The sequence below is a fragment of the Geodermatophilus poikilotrophus genome, from assembly GCF_900111455.1.
Lineage (GTDB): Bacteria > Actinomycetota > Actinomycetes > Mycobacteriales > Geodermatophilaceae > Geodermatophilus > Geodermatophilus poikilotrophus.
The window spans coordinates 104705-120249 of record NZ_FOIE01000005.1 but is presented as its reverse complement, the minus strand read 5'-3'; the positions used below and the strand labels follow the sequence as shown (position 1 = coordinate 120249).

The window sequence follows — 15545 nt, the reverse complement described above, 5'->3', positions numbered from 1 at the left end:
CGGGATGGGGGAGTCCGCTGCCGAGGCTATCCGCGCGCGCGTGAGCGTGTCGGCAGGCTCGCCCGGCGTGGCGCGCTGCCGGGTGAGCCTCCTGGAGCCGGTGGCCCCGTCCCGGCGGCCGGACCGCGGGGTCCCGCCGCGGGCCTGTGGGTGGCGGGCGCAGGGGTCCGTGCTCAGAGCTTCCCGACGACGAAGTCGATGCAGGCGGTCAGCGCGCTGACGTCGTCCGGCTCGACGGCGGGGAACATGCCGACCCGCAGCTGGTTGCGGCCGAGCTTGCGGTAGGGCTCGACGTCCACGACGCCGTTGGCGCGCAGCACCCTCGCGACCTCGGCGGCGTCCACCGACTCGTCGAAGTCGACGGTGCCCACCACGTAGGAGCGCTGGTCGCGGTCGGCGACGAACGGCGTGGCGTAGGACGACTGCTCGGCCCAGCCGTAGAGCCGGCTGGAGGAGTCCTGGGTGCGGGCGACGGCGCCGGTGAGCCCGCCGAGGGACAGCAGCCAGCGGATCTGGTCGGCCAGCAGGAACAGCGTGGCGACGGCCGGGGTGTTGTAGGTCTGGTCCTTGGCCGAGTTGTCGACGGCGATGGACAGGTCCAGGAAGCCGGGGATCCAGCGGCCCGAGGCCTTGATCTCGGCGATGCGGTCGAGGGCGTCGCGGGACATCAGCGCCACCCACAGCCCGCCGTCCCCGCCGAGGTTCTTCTGCGGGGCGAAGTAGTAGACGTCGGTCTGCGTGACGTCGACCGGCAGCCCACCGGCGGCGCTGGTGGCGTCGATGAGCACGAGCGCGTCGTCGGTGGCGTGCGGTCGCTGCACCGGGGCCATGACGCCGGTGGAGGTCTCGTTGTGCGCCCACGCGTACACGTCGACGCCGTCGGTGGCGGAGGGCAGGGCCAGCGAGCCGGGCGCGGCCTTGGCCACCACCGGGTCGGCGAGGAAGGGCGCCTCGGCGACGCCGGTCGCGAACTTCGACGAGAACTCGCCGTAGCTGCCGTGGGCGCTGCGCTCGCGGATCAGCCCGATGATCGCGGCGTCCCAGAACGCCGTCGTCCCGCCGTTGCCGAGGACGACCTCGTAGCCGTCGGGCAGGTCGAACAGCTCGGTCAGCCCTTCGCGGACCTGGCGGACCAGGCCCTTGACCGGCGCCTGCCGGTGGGAGGTCCCCATCAGGGAGGCGCCGCTGCCGGCCAGCGCCTCGAGGGCCTCGGGGCGCACCTTGGACGGGCCGCAACCGAAGCGGCCGTCGGAGGGCAGGAGGTCGGCGGGGATGGTGATGCTCATCCGGGGGTGCCTCTCGGGGATCACGGGCGGGGTCGGGCGCCGGTGGCCCCCTGCAGGGGCCCGCGGCGGCCCCGTCGCGGGTCCCGCCCTGGGCTTGCGGGGGCGGGGAGAACGGGGTCCTTGCACGGTGGGGGCAGGAGGTCCTCCCCCTAGGCCGGCTGGTCGACGGCCTTGACCTTGATGGTGTCGAAGCCCTCGACCTCCTCGGGCTTGCGCGGGGCCGGGCCGATGTAGCGGGCCGACGGGCGCACGAGGCGGCCGGTGTTCTTCTGCTCGAGGATGTGCGCGCACCAGCCGGCGGTGCGGGCACAGGTGAACATCGAGGTGAACATGTGGCTGGGCACCTCGGCGAAGTCGAGGACGATCGCCGCCCAGAACTCCACGTTGGTCTCGATCGGCCGGTCGGGACGGCGCTCGCGCAGCTCCCTGAGCGCGGCCTGCTCGAGGGCCAGCGCGGCCTCGAAGCGCGGGGCGCCGAGCTCCTTGGCGGCCTTGCGCAGCGTCCGGGCGCGCGGGTCCTCGGCGCGGTAGACCCGGTGGCCGAAGCCCATGAGCCGCTCGTGCCGGTCGAGGAGGTCCTTGACGTACTTGTCCGCGTCGCCGGCCTGCTCGACGCCGTCCAGCATGTGCAGCACCCGGGAGGGGGCGCCGCCGTGCAGCGGGCCGGACATCGCGCCGATGGCACCGGAGAGGGAGGCGGCCACGTCGGCGCCGGTGGAGGCGATGACGCGGGCGGTGAAGGTGGAGGCGTTCATGCCGTGCTCGGCGGCCGACGTCCAGTAGGCGTCGACGGCGGCGACGTGGCGGGGGTCGGGCTCGCCGCGCCAGCGGACCATGAACCGCTCGACGATCGTGGCGGCCTCGTCGATGCGCGCCTGCGGAACGGCCGGGACGCCGATGCCGCGGGCGGACTGCGCGACGTAGGACAGCGCCATGACCGCGGCGCGGGCCAGCTGGTCGCGCGCGGTCTCGGAGTCGATGTCCAGCAGCGGGCGGTAGCCCCAGAAGGGCGCCAGCATGGCCAGCGCGGCCTGGACGTCGACGCGCACGTCCCCGCTGTGCACCGGGATGGGGAACGGCTCGGCCGGCGGCAGGCCGGGACCGAACTTGCCGTCGACCAGCAGCGCCCAGACGTTGCCGAAGGTGACCTTGCCGACCAGGTCCTCGATGTCGACGCCGCGGTACCGGAGGGAGCCGCCGTCCTTGTCCGGTTCGGCGATCTCCGTCTCGAAGGCGATGACGCCCTCCAGGCCGGGTACGAAGTCGTCCGCCATCTCGCATGCTCCTCTGCGCGCGGGACTCGTGCGCGCACGGGAGGCGGCGCACGACTGCCTCCGCGACCCTAGGCCGTGCCGGCGCGCCGGGGACACCCGGGGCGCGGCCCGGCTCCCCTCCCGGCGAGATCTGCACAGTGGTGCTGATCGGGTGCCCGATGACCACCACTGTGCAGATCTCGCGGGGCAGGCGGGTGACAGCATGGACGGCGTGCCCGACCTCTCCCGCATGCGCAGGGACTACGAGACCCGGGGCCTCCGGGAGGACGACCTCGCGCCCACCTGGGTCGAGCAGTTCGACCGCTGGTTCGCCGACGCCGTCGCCGCGGAGCTGCCCGAGCCCAACGCCGTGGTGGTCGCCACCGCGGACGCCGACGGCGCACCCGACGCGCGGATCGTGCTGGTGAAGGGCTACGACGAGCACGGCTTCGTCTTCGTCACCAGCTACGCCTCGGCCAAGGGGGCCCAGCTGGCGGTCAACCCGCGCGCCGCGCTGGTCTTCCCCTGGCACGCGCTGCAGCGGCAGGTGCGGGTGACCGGCCGGGTGCAGCGGGTCGGCCCGACGGCCAGCGACGACCTGTGGGACCCCCGTCCGCGCGGCGCGCAGCTGGCCGCCGCCGCCTCCCTCCAGTCGACGCCGGTCGACTCCCGCGAGGAGCTCGTCGAGCGGCTGCGCCGGCTGGACGCCGACACGCACGGGGAGAAGCTGCCGCGCCCGGAGGTCTGGGGCGGCTACCGGGTGGTGCCCGACACCGTCGAGTTCTGGCAGGGCGGGGCCGACCGGCTGCACGACCGGCTCCGGTTCGTCCGGGACGACGCGGAGGGGGGCGGCTGGGTCGTCCAGCGCCTGGCCCCGTGAAGGAGGACCCCGCTGCCCCCCACCCCTCGCGAGCGCGGCGCGGGTCCCTGCACCGGGGCCGGTCCCCGCGCCGCGCGTGGGCCCTCGACACCACCCCGCTGCGCAACCCCGACTACCGGCGGCTGTTCTGGGGCGTCGCGGCCACGATGCTCGGCCAGCAGATGACGCTGGTGGCCGTCCCGTACCAGGTCTACGCGCTCACCGGCTCCTCGCTGCTGGTCGGCGTCACCTCGGTGGTGGCCCTCGTGCCGCTCGTCGTCTTCGGCCTGCTGGGCGGCGCGATCGCCGACTCGATGGACCGCCGCCGGCTGATGCTGGTCACCGGGGTCGGCTCCGCCGTGACCAGTGCCCTGCTGGGCGTGCAGGCGCTGCTGCCCGGCGGCGGGAACCTGGCGCTGCTGTGGGTGCTCACCGCCTGCGTCTCGGGGTTCACGGCGGTCAACCAGCCCACCCGCAGCGCGGTGATCCCCGCGATCGTCGGGCCGGCGGGCGTGCCGGCGGCCAACGCGCTGGCCATGACCGTGCGCCAGGTCGGCGTCATCGCCGGGCCGCTGCTGGCCGGCCTGCTCATCGCCGTCGGGGACCTGCCGGTCACCTACGCCGTCGACGCGCTCGGCTTCCTCGTCGCCGTCCTGCTGCTGCGCGGGCTGCCGCCGCTGCCCCCGGGGCGGGAGGCCGGGCCGCTGCGGCTGGGTGCGGCCGTGCGCGGCGTGGCCGAGGGGTTCGCCTTCCTGCGCACCCAGCCGGTGCTGCTGATGACCTTCGTCGTCGACGTGATCGCGATGCTGTTCGCCTGGCCGCAGGCGGTGTTCCCGGAGCTCTCCGAGGGCCGCTACGCCGACTCGCCGAACAGCCTGGGCTGGCTGTTCGCCGGCGTCTCGATCGGCGCGCTGCTCATGGGGCTGACGTCGGGCTGGGTCTCGCGGGTGGACCGGCAGGGTGCCGTCGTCGTCGTGGCGATCGCCGTGTGGGGTGTGGCGATCATCGGCTTCGGGTTCGCGCCGACGCTGTGGCTGGCGGTGCTCTGCCTCGCGGTCGCGGGTGCCGGTGACATGGTCAGCGCGGTGCTCCGCTCGTCGATGCTGCAGCTGGCCGCGCCCGAGCACATGCGCGGGCGGATGCAGGGCGTGTTCATCGTCGTGGTCACCGGCGGTCCGCGGCTGGGCGACCTGCGGGCCGGCGCGATCGCCAGCGCGGCGGGCGTGACCACGGCGATGGTCTCCGGCGGCGTGCTCGTCGTCGTGGCGATGGTCGTCGTGGCGCTGGCCGTGCCCTCGTTCTGGACCTTCCGCGCCTCCCGCTCGGCGCAGCCCTCCGCCCGCGGCTGAGAGAGGACCCCCTCCTCCCCACCCCTCGCGAGCTCGGGGCGGTGCCCGGGAGGGGGCCGCCCTCAGGCGGCGGAGGACGCCGGGACGACGTGGAGCCCGACCTCGACGTTGCCCGCCGTGGCACGCGAGTAGGGGCAGATGGTGTGCGTCTTCGCGAGGAGCTGCCGGGCCTGCTCGTCGCCCAGCTGCGGCAGCCGTGCCCAGAGGTCGACGCCGAGGCCGAAGTCGCCGGGGGCCGCGCGCAGGAAGTGCACCTCGGCCGTGACCGAGGAGCCCTCGAGCGCCTGCGGGGTCAGCCCGAGGTCCCGGAGCGCGAAGCGCATGGCGCTGTGGAAGCAGGCGGCGTAGCCGGCGGCGAACAGCTGCTCGGGGTTGGTGCCCGGACCGTCGTCCCCGCCCATCTCCGCCGGGCGGGACAGGCTCACCGTCAGCCGGCCGTCGGAGGAGCTCACCTCCCCGGTGCGGGCTCCCGACGCCGTTGCCTCAGCCGTGTACACGCGGTCCATGGCACCCGTCCTACCCGGACGGCCGGCCCCGCGCAGTTCGGCCACCCTCCAGGGGCCCGCGCCGAGCCTGTGAGGCGTGGGGGAAGGGTGGTCCTCCGTCATGCCAGGGCGTGGGCCACCACCCGGAGGTCGGCGACGAGGGCGTCGTAGGCGGCGTCGCGGGCCTCGTCCGGTGTCCGGAGGATCGCCGAGGGGTGGGTGGTGGCCAGCATCCACGTCTGGTGCGGCGCGTCCTCGTCGTCGGCCGCGGCGAACAGCGTGTCGGCGCCCGGCGGGGTCCAGGGGAACAGCTGGCCGCGCTCCTTGGTGATCCGGAAGGACGGCGAGATCAGCGCCTTGGCGGCGGTGGCGCCCAGGCAGACGACGACCTCCGGCTGCAGGACGGCGAACTCGGCCTCCAGCCACGGCCGGCAGGCCCGCAGGTGCTCGGGACCGGGGGTCTGGTGGATCCGGCGCTTGCCCTTCTGCGTGAACCGGAAGTGCTTGACCGCGTTGGTGATGTAGGCGTCCCCGCGGTCGATGCCGGCCTCCGCCAACGCCTTGTCCAGCAGCCGCCCGGCCGGGCCGACGAACGGCTCGCCCCTGCGGTCCTCCTGGTCGCCCGGCTGCTCGCCCACGAAGACGATGCGGGCGGTCTCCGGCCCCTCGCCGAACACCGTCTGGGTCGTGCCCTCCCACAGCTCGCAGGCTCGGCACCCGGCGGCCGCAGTGCGCAGCCCGTCGAGCCCCACCCCGGTCGGCGGCTGCGCCGGCACGTTCTCCTGGCTCATCCGCCGATGACACCCCACCTGGCGTCCCGGCGCGACAGCAGGCGGCCGATACGGTTGCCGGAGGCAACGGAGGGTGACGGGGGAAGCGCGTGCTGGAGTTCGACGGCTTGCACAAGAGCTTCGGGGCCAACCGGGTGCTCGACGGGGTCTCCTTCGCCGTCGCCCCGGGCTCGATGTTCGGCTTCTGCGGCTCCAACGGGGCCGGCAAGACGACCACGATGCGGATCGCCATGGGGCTGGTCCGCGCCGACGCCGGCGAGGTGCGTTGGCAGGGGCGTCCGCTGGACCAGGCGCTGCGCCGCCGGATCGGCTACATGCCGGAGGAGCGCGGCCTGTACCCGAAGATGCGGGTCGGCGAGCAGCTGGCCTACTTCGCCCGGCTGCACGGCCTGGACGGCGCGGCGGCCACCCGCGCGGCCGAGCACTGGGCCGACCGCCTCGGCCTCGGCGAGCGCCGTCGCGACCAGGTGGAGAAGCTGTCGTTGGGCAACCAGCAGCGGGTGCAGCTGGCCGCGGCCCTGGTCAGCCGGCCGGAGGTGCTCATCCTCGACGAGCCGTTCTCCGGGTTGGACCCGGTGGGCGTGGACGCGCTCGCCGAGGCGCTGCTCGAGCAGGTGCGCGGCGGCGTCCCGGTCGTCTTCTCCAGCCACCAGCTCGACCTGGTCGAGCGGCTCTGCGACGCCGTCGGCATCCTCGCCCGCGGGGCCATGGTCGCCACCGGTCCGGTCGCCGAGCTGCGCCGCCGTGAGTCCGGCCGGCTGCTGCGGGTCGTCGTCCCCGACGCGCCGCCGGGCTGGGCGGCCGCGCTGCCCGGCGTGCGGGTGGTCTCCGAGCGGGCCGGTGACACCCTGCTGGAGCTCGCCCCGGGTGCCGACGACCAGGCCGTGCTCGCCGCGGCGCTGCGCACCGGCCGGGTCGGCCACTTCGCCTGGCGCGAGCCGAGCCTGGTGGAGCTGTTCCGCGAGGCCGTCGCCGAGCCGGCCGGGGTCGCCGCGTGACGGCGTCCGGGCCCGGCAGCCCGGGAAGCACCGCGCTGGTCCGGCTGGTCGCCGCGCGCGAGGTCTCCAGCCGCATCCGCGACAAGAACTTCATCGTCAGCTCGGCGGTCATCCTCCTGCTGCTGCTCGGGATGATGGTCTTCCAGGTGGCGGTCGGCGGCGTCGAGGCCGGCCGGATCGCCGTCGTGGCCGACGACGGCCGGCTCGGGCCCGCCCTCGAGGCGCAGGGCGAGGCGGTGGGCGTCGAGGTGCAGGTCGTCGACACCATGGACGAGGCCGAGGCGCGGGCCGCCGTCCAGGCCGGGGAGGTCGACGCCGCCCTGCTCGACGGCACCGGCCCCGCCCCCGAGCTGCTGCTCGTCGACCGGGATCCCGCCCTGGAGGCGGTCGTCGGCGGTGCGGTCAGCGGGCTGGCCGTCTCCGACCGGCTGCTGGAGGCCGGCGTCGACCTGCAGTCCATCCCCGAGGTGGCGGTCACCCCGCTCGGCGACGGGGAGGACGACGGCCAGCAGGTGGTCGTGGCGGTCATCGGCATCGTCGTCCTCTACGGCCTGCTGTTCCTGTTCGCGCAGTTCGTCGCCCAGGGCGTGGTGGAGGAGAAGTCCAGCCGCGTGGTGGAGCTCCTGCTGGCCACCATGCGGCCGTGGCAGCTGCTGGCCGGCAAGATCCTGGGCCTCGGCCTGCTCGGGCTGGGGCAGATCGTCGTCATCGGCGTGGTGGGGGTCGCCGGCGCGCTGGCGTTCGACCTGGTCGACGTCCCCGGTGAGCTGATCGGCACCGTGGCCACCGTCATCGCCTGGTTCGTCCTCGGCTACGCCTTCTACGCTTGCGTCTTCGCCGTGGCGGCCTCGCTGGTCAGCCGGCAGGAAGACCTCGGCAGCGTGCTCACGCCGGCGTCGATGCTGCTGGTCGTGGGGTTCTTCGTGGCGTTCCAGGCCGCGAGCGACCCCAGCGGCACGCTCGCCGCGGTCACCTCTTTCGTGCCCGGCCTCTCGCCGCTGGTGATGCCGGTGCGCCAGGCGGCCGGGGAGGCGGCGGGCTGGGAGGTGGCGCTGGCCGTCGTCCTGATGCTGGTGGCCATCGGGCTCGCCGTCCGCCTGGGTGGGCGGGTCTACTCCGGCGCCCTGCTGCGCACGAGCGGGAAGACCCGGCTGCGCGAGGCGCTGCGCGCCGAGCGGGCCTGAAGACGGACCCCCCGCCACCCGCACGCTCGCAGCGGGACCCTGCAGGGGGGCGCCGTGCGAGATCGCCGATCCCGCCGGGGAGTCGGCCCATCGCGGCGACTGACTCCGCCCGGGTGACCTGCACCTCCTCCGACGGGTGAGACCGCCCCACGGGGGGAGGACGGGGCGCCGGGTGCACCGCATGATCGCCGCATGCGGGAGGACCTCGACGGGCGCCTCCGGAGGCTGCGCGCCTGCCGGGACGCCGACGCCGTCATCGAGCTGGGTTGCGACCTGGCCGAGGCCGGGCGTGACCTGGACGCCGAGCGCTGCTTCCGCCGGGCCGCCGAGCTGGGGGACTCGCTCGGCTGGTTCAACCTCGGCAACTCGCTGGCCGCCCGCGGCCGGGTCGAGGAGGCCGCCGACGCCTACGAGCAGGCGCTGGCCGGCGGCGAGCGCGACGCCTGGGTCAACCTCGGCCTGGTGCTCGAGCAGCTCGGCGACCTCGCCGGTGCGATGCGCGCCTACCGCGGTGCCGGCGCGGCCGGGGACACCCAGGGCGGGCTGCAGCTGGCGTTCCTCCTGCACGAGCAGGGCGAGCACGAGCAGGCCCTCGCGGTGGCGGCCGACCTCGCCGCGACGGGGGACGACGTCGCCGCCGCGGTGGTCGCCTGCTGGCGGTGGGCCGCGTCGCACGACACCGCCCTGGAGGTCGACCTGCGCGCCGGGGCCGACCGCTTCGCCGGCACCCGCGTGGCGCTGGCCTCGCTGCTGCGCACGACCGACCGGACGGCCGAGGCCCGCTTCACCCTCGAGCGCGGCGCGAAGCTCGGCGAGGTCCAGGCGTGGCTGCCGCTGGGCAACTTCTACGTCGACGACCTCGACGACGTGGAGGCGGCCGAGGAGGCCTACCGCGCCGGCATCGCCGCCGGCGACGGCTACTGCCACCACAACCTGGCCGTGCTGCTGGCCGACCGCGGCGACCTCGACGGCGCGGTCGAGCACTTCCGGCTCGGTGCGGCCGGCGGGGACGACCTCGCCGAGCGGGCGCTGCGCGAGCTCGGCGGCTAGCTCAGCCGTCGACGGTGACGTCGGCGAACGGGACGTACGGCTCCACGTACGGGAAGACGACGAACAGCAGCAGCGCACTGACCGCCGCCACGAGCACGAGGGCGAGCAGCGCCCGCACCGCCGTCCCGCCGGGCAGGTGCCGCCAGATCCACGAGTACACGGTCGCTCCTCACACTCCCCGCAGGGCCGGCGGGCCCTCGGGTGCCTCGGCGCGTCCCACCGGCCCGCCCTCGAGCACGGCGTGCACGATCAACCGCTCGCGTGCGGAGTACTCGGGGTGGCAGGTGGTCAGGGTCAGGTAGGCGCCCGACGGCGCGCCGTCGGGCGGCCCGTTCGGCGTCGGCGCGATGACCGACACGTCGGAGGGCGGGACGACCTGCTGGCCGGGCACGACGTCCGCCGGCTCGAGCACCCGGTAGACGAACCAGCTGTCGGCGGTCTCGACGACGACCGGGTCGCCGGCGCGCAGCTCGTCGATCTCCAGGAACGGCGACCCGCGGCCCACCCGGTGCCCGGCGACGGCGAAGTTGCCCTGCTCGCCGGGCATGGCGGTGCCGCGATAGTGGCCCGGCCCCTGCTCGAGCTCCTCGGTGCCGGTGCCCTCGACGACGGCCCGGGCGTAGTCGGCCCCCAGCCGCGGGATGTGCAGCATCGCGAACGCCTCGCCGCCCTGCAGCTCGGCCGGGACGGCGGCCGGCGCCGCCCACTCCTCGCGCAGCTCGGCGGTCAGCTCGTCCTGGCGGGCGTTGCTCAGCAGGTCGGTCACCCACAGCTCGTAGCCGACGAAGAGCAGCAGGACGTAGCCGAGGGTGAGCAGCAGCTGCCCGGCGCCGCGTGCTGCGGCGCGCAGGACGTCTGCCGGAGCCGTGGACACGACGACCGATGCTAGGTCGGCTCGCGCCCGTGGCCGGGAGCGCCGCGTGTCCGCGCCCCACCGTGCTCCCTGGTCCCACCCGTCCCAGCCGGACGGCCCCTCTGCAGGGCCCCGCCACGAGCCTGCGAGTGGTGGGGGGCAGAGGGGTCCTCTTTTCAGCTCTCCTGGCGCAGCCCCGCCAGCGGTCCGCGATAGGGGGTGGCCGGCGGGCCGGTCACCCCCGGGCGGGCGGTGAACAGCCGGCCGGCGTCGGGCTGGGCGGCCCGCGCGGCGTCGTCCAGGCCGTGCGCCGAGGTGCTCACCACGAGCAGGTCGCGCCCGGGCCCGGCGAAGGCGCAGCTCGACGTCTGGGTCACCCCGGGCACCTCGACGACGGCGAGCAGCTCGCCGTCCGGGGACCAGCGGCGCACCTGCCCGCCGCCCCACAGCGCGGTCCAGAGGCAGCCCTCGTCGTCGACGGTGAGCCCGTCCGCGACGCCGTCGTCCCCGTCGAACCGCAGCAGCACGCGGCCCTCGCCGAAGGCGCCGGACCCGAGGTCGTAGTCGAAGGCGTGCACCACGCCCGGGCCGGAGTCGGCGAGGTAGACGGTGCCCCCGTCCGGCGACCAGCCGATGCCGTTGGACACGGTCAGGTCGTCCAGCACGGTCGTGACGGTGCCGTCGAGGTCCAGCCGGTACAGCGCGCCGGCGCCGGGCCGCTCGTCGAAGGCCATGGTGCCGGCGAGGAACCGGCCGGCCGGGTCGCAGGCCGCGTCGTTCATCCGGGTGCCGCCGTCGGCCTCGGTGCCGCCCTCGCCGGCCAGCGAGATCAGCACCCGGGCGGTCCCGTCGGCCCCGAGGTGGGTGAAGCCGCCGTCCGCGGCGAGCAGCCACCCGCCGTCCGCCGCCGGGACGACGGCGCCGACGGTGTCCCCGCCGCGGTGCACCCCGGTCTCGGTGAGGCTGCCGTCGGCCCCGATCGTGGCCCGTCGCACCTGCCCGGCCGTGATGTCCACCCACAGCAGCTCGCCGCGGTCGGCATCCCAGGTCGGGCCCTCACCGTGTCCGGCGGGGGACAGGCCGGGCGCGGGCGTGGCGGGGAGTCGGTGCACCCCTGCATCGTCCCGTCGGGGCGGGCCCGGTGCGCGGCGAACGCCGCCCCCCGCCCCTGCCGGTCCTCCTCGCGCGTTGATCATGGGGTTCTCGCCGCCGGACACGCCGTCAACGGGGCGTCGTGCGGCAACAACCCCATGATCAACGGGGGGACGGGAGGACGGCAGGGGTCGCGGCCGCGCCACGACACCCACCCGTCACACGGGCGGTCGATACTCGCCGGGTGTCCGAAGCCACCGTCGACGTCGCCGACCTACGCCACCACGGAGGAGCCGAGGAGGACGGAGCCGATGCCGCCGACGCTGTCGACGCCCCGCTGCGCGAGGACATCCGGCTGCTCGGCCGGGTCCTCGGCGAGGTGATCCGCGAGCAGTCGGGGGACGACGTCCTCGCGCTCGTCGAGGCCATCCGCGTGGAGGCCTTCCGGCTGCGCCGCTCGGAGGTCGACCGCGCCGACGTCGCCGCCCGGCTCGACGGCCTCGACGTCCGCTCGGCCAACCACGTCATCCGCGCGTTCAACCACTTCTCGCTGCTGGCCAACCTCGCCGAGGACGTGCACCACGAGCGCCGCCGCCGCTTCCACCGCCTGGAGGGCTCGCCGCCGCAGAAGGGCAGCCTGGCGGCGACCTTCGAGTTGCTCGACGCCGCGCACCTCGACGCCGACGTCGTCGCCCGCGAGCTGGCCGGCGCCCTGGTCTCCCCGGTCGTCACCGCGCACCCGACCGAGGTCCGCCGCCGCACGATCTCCCGCGTGCAGCGGCAGGTCACCGAGCTGATCCGCCGGCGCGACCGCTCCGTCCCCGGGGAGGCCGACGACCCGGCGTGGTCGGGGGAGCTGCAGCGCGCGGTGCTCACCCTCTGGCAGACCGCCCTGCTGCGGCTGTCCCGGCTGCGGCTGGCCGACGAGATCGACGAGGCGCTGCGCTACTACGAGCTGTCGCTGTTCGAGGTGGTCCCGGCGATCAACACCGAGCTGCGCCGGGAGCTCTGCGCGCGCTGGCCCTCGGCCCGGCTGGACCGGCCCGTGCTGCTGCCCGGCTCCTGGATCGGCGGCGACCGCGACGGCAACCCGTTCGTCACCGCCGACGCCGTCCGCCTGGCCAGCACCCGGCAGGCCGAGACGGCGCTGGGCCACCACCTCGCCGAGCTGCTCGCGCTGCACGACGAGCTGTCGATGTCCGACCGGCTGATCACGCCGACGCCGGCGCTGGCGCACCTGGCCGAGGCCTCCCGGGACAGCTCACCGTTCCGCGCCGACGAGCCCTACCGCCGCGCCCTGTACGGCGTGCACGCCCGGCTGGCCGCGACGGCCCAGCGGGTGCTCGGGTCGGTGCCCGGCCCGCCGCCGCACGCCGTCCTCGAGCCCTACGCGACCCCCGAGGAGCTGCTGACCGACCTCGCCACCGTCGACGCCTCGCTGCGGACGCACGGCGCTGCGGCGCTGGCCGACGACCGGCTGGCCCGGCTGCGGGAGGCCGTGGAGGTCTTCGGCTTCCACCTGGCCGGGCTGGACGTGCGGCAGAACTCTGCGGTCCACGCCGACGTGCTGGCCGAGCTGCTCGCCTGGGCCGGGGTCTGCCCCGACTACGCCGCCCTCGACGAGGACCAGCGGGTCGAGCTGCTGGTCGGCGAGCTGCGGATGCGCCGCCCGCTGGTCCGCCCGGACGCCGCCCTCTCCGACCTGGCCCGCGGCGAGCTCGACGTGCTGCTCGCCGCGGCCGACCAGGTCCGCGCGCTGGGGCCGGAGGCCGTGCCCAACTACGTCATCAGCATGTGCGAGTCGGTCAGCGACGTCCTCGAGGTCGCCGTCCTGCTCAAGGAGGTCGGCCTGCTCGACCCCGACGGGGACGGCGGCCCCACCTGCCCGGTCGGCATCTCCCCGCTGTTCGAGACCATCGGAGACCTGCAGCGCGCCGCGGAGACGACGACCGCCGTGCTCGGCCAGCCGCTCTACCGCTCGTTGCTGCGCAACCGCGGCGACGTGCAGGAGGTCATGCTCGGCTACTCCGACAGCAACAAGGACGGCGGCTACCTCGCGGCCAACTGGGCGCTGTACCGGGCCGAGCTGGCGCTGGTCGAGGTCGCCCGGCGCGAGGGCGTCCGGTTGCGGCTGTTCCACGGCCGCGGCGGCACGGTCGGCCGCGGCGGCGGGCCGAGCTACGACGCGATCCGGGCCCAGCCGCCCGGCGCGGTGGCCGGCGCGCTGCGGATCACCGAGCAGGGCGAGGTCATCGCCGCCAAGTACGCCGAGCCCGACCGCGCCCGGCGCAACCTGGAGGCCATGGTCGCGGCCACGCTGGAGGCCAGCCTGCTCGACACCGAGGGCCTGGGGGACGACGCCGAGCCGGCCTACGCGCTGCTCGACGACCTGGCGGCCCGGGCCCAGCAGGCCTACCGGGCGCTGGTGCACGAGACGCCGGGCTTCGTCGAGTGGTTCCGCGCGGCCACCCCGATCGGCGAGCTGGCCGAGCTGAACATCGGCAGCCGGCCGCCGTCGCGCAAGGCGGGGGACTCGATCGCCGACCTGCGCGCCATCCCGTGGGTGTTCAGCTGGTCGCAGGCGCGGATCATGCTGCCCGGGTGGTACGGCACCGGCTCGGCCCTGGAGGGCTGGGTCGGGGGCGATCCGGCCCGGCTCGCCCGGCTGCAGGAGCTGCACAGGCGCTGGCCGTGGTTCCGCACGATGCTGTCCAACATGGGCATGGTGCTGGCCAAGACCGACCTCGACCTGGCCGCCCGCTACGCCGAGCTGGTGCCCGACGAGCAGCTGCGGCACCGGGTGTTCGACCAGCTGACCGCCGAGCACGAGCGCAGTTGCCGGGTGCTGCTGGCGGTCACCGGCGACGACCGGCTGCTGGCGGACAACCCGGCGCTGGCGCGGTCGATCCGCAACCGGTTCCCCTACCTGGAGCCGCTGCACCACCTGCAGGTGGAGATGCTGCGCCGGCGCCGCGGACACGACGGGCAGGACGGGGACGACGACGAGCTGGTCCGCCGCAACATCCAGCTGACCATCAACGGCATCGCCACCGCCCTGCGCAACAGTGGCTGAGCCGCAGCTGGAGGAGCGCGCCGGCCCGGGCCCGCTGGACCTCCGGGTGGCGACGCGCTCCGGCCAGGTCCAGGCCGCGGCACGGGCCCTCGGCGTCGCGCCCGCCGCCCTCGCGACCGCGCTCCCCGACCCCACTCTGCGGCTGCTCGTCGACGACCTGGGCGCCGTCGCGCTGCTGCGCCGCGAGTGGGGTGCCGACGGGCACGCCGAGGCGGTGCTCGTCCGCCGGCGCGGCGCCCGGATCGACCAGCCCGCCGTCCTGGCCGCCGCCTCGGCGTGGGGCTGCGAGCGGGTGCGCGACGGCCGGGGGGACGACGTCCGGCCCGTTCCGCCGCCGGCGGACGACACCCCGCTGGCCGACCGCTTCCTCCACCACGCCGCCCTGGCCGCCACCCGCGTCGAGGTCGCCGTCGCGCTGGCCCGCGACGCCGGTCAGGACACCACCAAGGCCGACGGCAGCCCGTCGCTGGGCGCCGACGAGGCCGCGCACCTGGCGGCGGCGCACGCGCTGCGCCCGCTCGGCGTGACCGTGCTCAGCGAGGAGCGCTCCGACCGCCCGGTTCCCGGTGACGAGCCGTGGGTGGTGCTCGACCCGCTCGACGGCACGGGCAACTTCCGCGCCGGGCTGGCGCCGTGGGCGTTCTCCGCCGCCCTGGTGCAGGACGGCCGGCCGGTCGCGGGCCTGGTCGCCGACCTCTCGTCGGGCCGCCGCTGGTCGGGCGCGGTCGGTGCGGGGGCGCGGCGCGACGGCGTGCCGGTCCGGCCGCGGGACGCCGGGACGGTCGTCGCGCCCACCGCCCCGTCGGGGTCGGCCGTGGTCGTGCCGGCCAGCGCCCGCCGGGTCCGGGTGACCGGCTGCACCGCGGTCGACGTCTGCCTGGTCGCCGACGGCGCGGCCGGGGCGTGGCAGAACCTCGACCGCAGCGGCACCCACGTGCACGACGTCGCCGGCGGGCTGGCGCTGCTGGCCGCCGCCGGCGGGGTGGCGCTGGGCCCGGACGGCGCGCCGCTGCGGCTGCGGCCGGACACCGAGACGCTCATCCGGTTCGTCGCCACCGGTACCGAGGAGCGGGCGCGGGCGCTGCTGCGCGAGCTGACCTGCACCGAGGCATAGGAGGCTGAGCAGACGTCCACGGCCCCCTTGCAGGAACAAGGACCCCGTCCTCCTCACCGGGGAAGGACCTCGTCCTCCCCACCCTTCGCAGGCTCAGGGTGGGACCCGGGACGAGGCCTGCGGCGAGCCTCTGGACGGGGCCTGGCGCGAGCGTGCGA

The 15545-nt window shown here is 75.7% G+C and carries 14 protein-coding genes; 7 read left to right on the top strand and 7 right to left on the bottom strand.

From position 1 onward, the window contains the following. Window positions 1-173 precede the first annotated feature (173 nt). The gene (serC, locus tag BMW27_RS12550; RefSeq protein WP_091444589.1) at window positions 174-1286 is read right to left on the bottom strand and encodes a phosphoserine transaminase; all 1113 of its coding nucleotides are present in this window, start codon (window positions 1284-1286) and stop codon (window positions 174-176) included. 149 nt (window positions 1287-1435) lie between these two features. Next, window positions 1436-2560, bottom strand: coding sequence for a citrate synthase 2 (locus BMW27_RS12545; protein WP_091444585.1), 1125 nt, complete (start codon window positions 2558-2560; stop codon window positions 1436-1438). A gap of 202 nt (window positions 2561-2762) precedes the next feature. On the opposite strand from BMW27_RS12545, the gene pdxH reads away from it, so the two are divergent. Together pdxH and BMW27_RS12535 are read left to right on the top strand one after the other, a co-directional pair. Next, window positions 2763-3419, top strand: a complete 657-nt coding sequence (gene pdxH, locus BMW27_RS12540; RefSeq protein ID WP_091444582.1) for a pyridoxamine 5'-phosphate oxidase — start codon at window positions 2763-2765, stop codon at window positions 3417-3419. Next, window positions 3416-4747 carry an MFS transporter gene (locus BMW27_RS12535; protein WP_091444580.1) on the top strand — a complete coding sequence of 444 codons (1332 nt, stop codon included), beginning with the start codon at window positions 3416-3418 and terminating at the stop codon, window positions 4745-4747. The genes pdxH and BMW27_RS12535 overlap by 4 nt, the downstream gene beginning before the upstream one ends. A 62-nt stretch (window positions 4748-4809) precedes the next feature. Here BMW27_RS12535 and BMW27_RS12530 read toward each other — a convergent pair whose 3' ends face one another. Beyond that, complete coding sequence (locus tag BMW27_RS12530; protein WP_091444577.1) at window positions 4810-5253, bottom strand: organic hydroperoxide resistance protein; 444 nt, start codon at window positions 5251-5253, stop codon at window positions 4810-4812. A 98-nt stretch (window positions 5254-5351) separates the two neighbouring features. Next, on the bottom strand, window positions 5352-6023 hold the full coding sequence (locus tag BMW27_RS12525; protein WP_091444574.1) for a UdgX family uracil-DNA binding protein: 672 nt from the start codon (window positions 6021-6023) through the stop codon (window positions 5352-5354). An 89-nt stretch (window positions 6024-6112) separates the two neighbouring features. Here BMW27_RS12525 and BMW27_RS12520 point away from each other — a divergent pair, with 89 nt between their 5' ends. From BMW27_RS12520 to BMW27_RS12510, 3 genes are all read left to right on the top strand, one after another. Continuing rightward, window positions 6113-7021, top strand: a complete 909-nt coding sequence (locus BMW27_RS12520) for an ABC transporter ATP-binding protein (protein ID WP_091444570.1) — start codon at window positions 6113-6115, stop codon at window positions 7019-7021. Further along, entirely contained in the window at window positions 7018-8205 is a 1188-nt protein-coding gene (locus BMW27_RS12515) for an ABC transporter permease (protein WP_091444566.1), read from the top strand. The genes BMW27_RS12520 and BMW27_RS12515 overlap by 4 nt, the downstream gene beginning before the upstream one ends. Window positions 8206-8397: 192 nt before the next feature. Next, on the top strand, window positions 8398-9255 hold the full coding sequence (locus BMW27_RS12510; protein ID WP_091444564.1) for a tetratricopeptide repeat protein: 858 nt from the start codon (window positions 8398-8400) through the stop codon (window positions 9253-9255). 1 nt (window position 9256) lies between these two features. Here the strand turns inward: BMW27_RS12510 and BMW27_RS23415 are convergent, their stop codons facing one another. The 3 genes from BMW27_RS23415 to BMW27_RS12495 form a co-directional block, all read right to left on the bottom strand. Beyond that, on the bottom strand, window positions 9257-9415 hold the full coding sequence (locus BMW27_RS23415) for a hypothetical protein (RefSeq protein ID WP_091223636.1): 159 nt from the start codon (window positions 9413-9415) through the stop codon (window positions 9257-9259). A gap of 9 nt (window positions 9416-9424) precedes the next feature. After that, the gene (locus tag BMW27_RS12500) at window positions 9425-10129 is read right to left on the bottom strand and encodes a class E sortase (protein WP_091444562.1); all 705 of its coding nucleotides are present in this window, start codon (window positions 10127-10129) and stop codon (window positions 9425-9427) included. 155 nt (window positions 10130-10284) lie between these two features. Beyond that, window positions 10285-11220, bottom strand: a complete 936-nt coding sequence (locus BMW27_RS12495; RefSeq protein ID WP_091444560.1) for an SMP-30/gluconolactonase/LRE family protein — start codon at window positions 11218-11220, stop codon at window positions 10285-10287. A gap of 224 nt (window positions 11221-11444) precedes the next feature. Between BMW27_RS12495 and ppc the strand changes: the two genes are divergently transcribed. Next, entirely contained in the window at window positions 11445-14273 is a 2829-nt protein-coding gene (ppc, locus tag BMW27_RS12490) for a phosphoenolpyruvate carboxylase (RefSeq protein ID WP_091444557.1), read from the top strand. Then, window positions 14266-15387, top strand: a complete 1122-nt coding sequence (locus tag BMW27_RS12485; RefSeq protein WP_091444554.1) for an inositol monophosphatase family protein — start codon at window positions 14266-14268, stop codon at window positions 15385-15387. Before ppc ends, BMW27_RS12485 begins: the two co-directional genes overlap by 8 nt. Window positions 15388-15545: the final 158 nt, after the last annotated feature.